Origin of the sequence: Methanobrevibacter curvatus, from assembly GCF_001639295.1 — an archaeon.
In the GTDB taxonomy this organism is placed as follows: Archaea; Methanobacteriota; Methanobacteria; order Methanobacteriales; family Methanobacteriaceae; genus Methanoflexus; species Methanoflexus curvatus.
The window spans coordinates 1-2934 of the sequence record NZ_LWMV01000064.1 but is presented as its reverse complement, the minus strand read 5'-3'; the positions used below and the strand labels follow the sequence as shown (position 1 = coordinate 2934).

Sequence of the window (2934 nt, the reverse complement as noted above, 5' to 3'; positions counted from 1 at the left end):
GTTAGTTTAGAATTTAATATTTAATTTAATAGTTTAATTTAATATTTTAATTTAAAGCTTTTTATTTTAAAAATTTTTGAAAAATTATTCTTGCTAATTCATAAGATATTTCGAATATTAAGAAGAATGTTAATGTTTCTATTGATAAAAAACTTAAATAAGGAATAGAATATCCTAAAATTGAATTTACCATTCCTAAAATAACTAAAACTAAAATAGCTATTTTCATAGTAAATCTATATTCAAAAAATAATTTTAAAAACTTATTTTTTTCGTATAATACTTTGTTATCATTACCTATCTCATCAATAAAAGCAGAAATAATACAAATTAATAAAGTAAAAATTGATAAATTGGGAATTTTAAAAATAAATGAAATTATTAAAAATGAAATTAAAGAAGCAATATGATGAATTCCATCGATTTTAAATGAAAATAAAGTACCAATAAGAATTCCAATAAAAATATAAGTAGCATCTACATTATGAGTTGCTAAAATTCCAATAATTCCTCCACTGAAAATTCCTAAAATAATAGCTATTATTTTGTGACTAATACCATCTTTTTCATCAAATTCATCATCTGATAATTTCATTAAAAAACCAGATAGCCCATACATTAGTCCTAAAATTAAAAAATTCAAATTAAAACACCACAATTAAAACACCAAATTATTTTAAAAATATTGAAATAAACAAACCTTTAACTTTTTATTCTAAAGAAGCCATTAAAAGAGGAAATATAATTGTTACATCACCTATAACTGTAACTAAATTTGATCCGCACTTTGCCTTTGACCAGGATTTAGCTTCTTCAAGAGGAGCACCACTTAAACTTCCTGTTTCACTTCTGTCCATAGTTATTTGAATAGCTGTGTCAAGACCACCTTTTAGAAGGTTAGATGCAAGAGTATAATGTTTTGGAAGACCTCCTCCTAAAAGAATAGCTCCTACTTTTTCTGATTTAAACACAAAATCAGACAATTCATTCATATCTTCTATTACATCAAGAATAAATCTATTTTCTTGAGAAAACATCCATAATTGAAGACCTAACATAGAATCAGTCAAACCTGGAGCAAAAATAGGAACATTATTATCTGCTGCAGATTTTAAAATTGAATTTTCATCCTTAATTCTTTTTCCAATTTCAAACAATAACTCTTTTATTGAAAAAACATGATTCACAAGTTTTTCATCTTTAGTCATTTCATTTGGCTCATTTTCTAACTTAGTTTTTCTTTGGTTTTGTGTATTAATTTTTTTATCTAAAATGTCTTCAAAAATTAAACATATTCTTTCTTCAAAGGTTACAAAATCTTCATTTTTTGTATAAATATCTCCAATTCTTCCAATACCTTCAGAATTAAGTTTTTCATCATCAAATCCTAAATTATTGTAGTGTTTACCTCCAAAACTCTCTAAAAGATCATGGGTGATGTTGGCTCCACTTGTAATTAAAACATCAATCTGTTTATCTTTAATCATATCAGCTATTATTGTTCTTAATCCTCCAGGAACCAACGGTCCTCCAAGAGATAAAAAAACAGCCATTTTTTCATCATTTATCATATATGAGACTATTTTTCTTGCTTTAGAAAGTCTTCCTGCACCTAAAACATTTAATGAATCAAATTCATCAATTAATTCTGAAACTTTCATGTTTTTTTTCAATTTGATATGCTTAATCTTCATAATTTTCACTAAATAGCTTTTAACTTACTGATAATTCCATTATAAAAATATAATATGTGATAATTAAAGATATAATAGTTAAAAATAAGATAAATTTAAAAATATCTAATCTAATTCAAGTAAAGGTAAATTAATCTAAAAAATATAAAAATATAATATTAACTATATTTGTTAAATGATAAAAATTGAATGATAAATAAATTATTTAATAAAAGAAGTAATAGTATTTAAAATATCAGTTCTAGTTATGATTCCTTTTAAATTATTATTTTTATCAAAAAATATTACTCTACCAACATTATGCTCATGCATCTTGTCAATAGCCTCAGAAATCATAGTGTCTTCATCTACTTTAATTAATTTTCTAGACATTATATGAGAAACCTTTAAATCTTCAGTATAATTGGCAATTGCTTTAACAATATCATTTAAAGTAATCATACCAACGACATTTTTATTTTCATCTAAAACAGGTGCCCCTTCAATTGAATTTGAACTTAAAACTTTAGAAATATCTTTAATTGAGTCATTGTCATTTAAAGTAATTAGATTTACACTTCCAACTTCTTTTACTTTCTTTTTTGGAATACTTCGAATAGTAGTTGCATCTAAAAGTAAAACATTATCCATATCATTTCTACCAACTATTTTACCAGATAAACTAAGTTGATTCACAGGTGTAGGTCCTATTTCAATATTTTCACCAAAATTCAAACTTTTAATATCACCTATAATTCTAATGGCTGCCTCACACTCTCCAGGATTTGGAACACTAGTGAATTCAATTCTTGCCACAGAAGCATTTTGAACACATTTGTTTCCTTTATAAACAGGAACAATAGCATCATCATCAGAAATGCTAACATTCATTTTATGATATGCTTCGAGAGTTGGTTTATATCCTCCACGAGGACCTGGAACCCCATTTACAAGCCCTAAATTTCTTAAATTTAACATTTGATTTCTAATTGTTCCAGGACTTCTTTCAACAACATCTGCAATGTCTTCACCCTTGACTGCCTTGCCATTTGACTCAACATACAAATTTATAAGTGTTTTTAAGAGTTCCTTTTGAATTGAAGTAAGCATTAAATCACCTTGAACCATTACAGTAATAATTATAAAAAAAATAAAAAAATAGTTAAAAAAATAATTAAAAAAATAATTAAAAATATTATTAAAAAATAATTATAAACTAATTACAAAAATATTATCATATATTTATTATTTGTATATTTAT

Annotated in this window: 3 protein-coding genes; all 3 read right to left on the bottom strand. The window is 24.6% G+C overall.

Annotated features, from left to right (window positions below; translation table 11 throughout):
- Nucleotides 1-61 precede the first annotated feature (61 nt).
- The 3 genes from MBCUR_RS01785 to MBCUR_RS01775 all read right to left on the bottom strand — a co-directional run bounded on the left by MBCUR_RS01785 (nucleotide 62) and on the right by MBCUR_RS01775 (nucleotide 2783).
- Complete coding sequence (locus tag MBCUR_RS01785) at nucleotides 62-643, bottom strand: hypothetical protein (protein ID WP_245637267.1); 582 nt, start codon at nucleotides 641-643, stop codon at nucleotides 62-64.
- Nucleotides 644-710: 67 nt separating this feature from the next.
- Nucleotides 711-1694, bottom strand: a complete 984-nt coding sequence (locus MBCUR_RS01780) for a deoxyhypusine synthase (RefSeq protein ID WP_067089487.1) — start codon at nucleotides 1692-1694, stop codon at nucleotides 711-713.
- 201 nt (nucleotides 1695-1895) lie between these two features.
- Complete coding sequence (locus MBCUR_RS01775; RefSeq protein ID WP_067089485.1) at nucleotides 1896-2783, bottom strand: CBS domain-containing protein; 888 nt, start codon at nucleotides 2781-2783, stop codon at nucleotides 1896-1898.
- Nucleotides 2784-2934 lie beyond the last annotated feature (151 nt).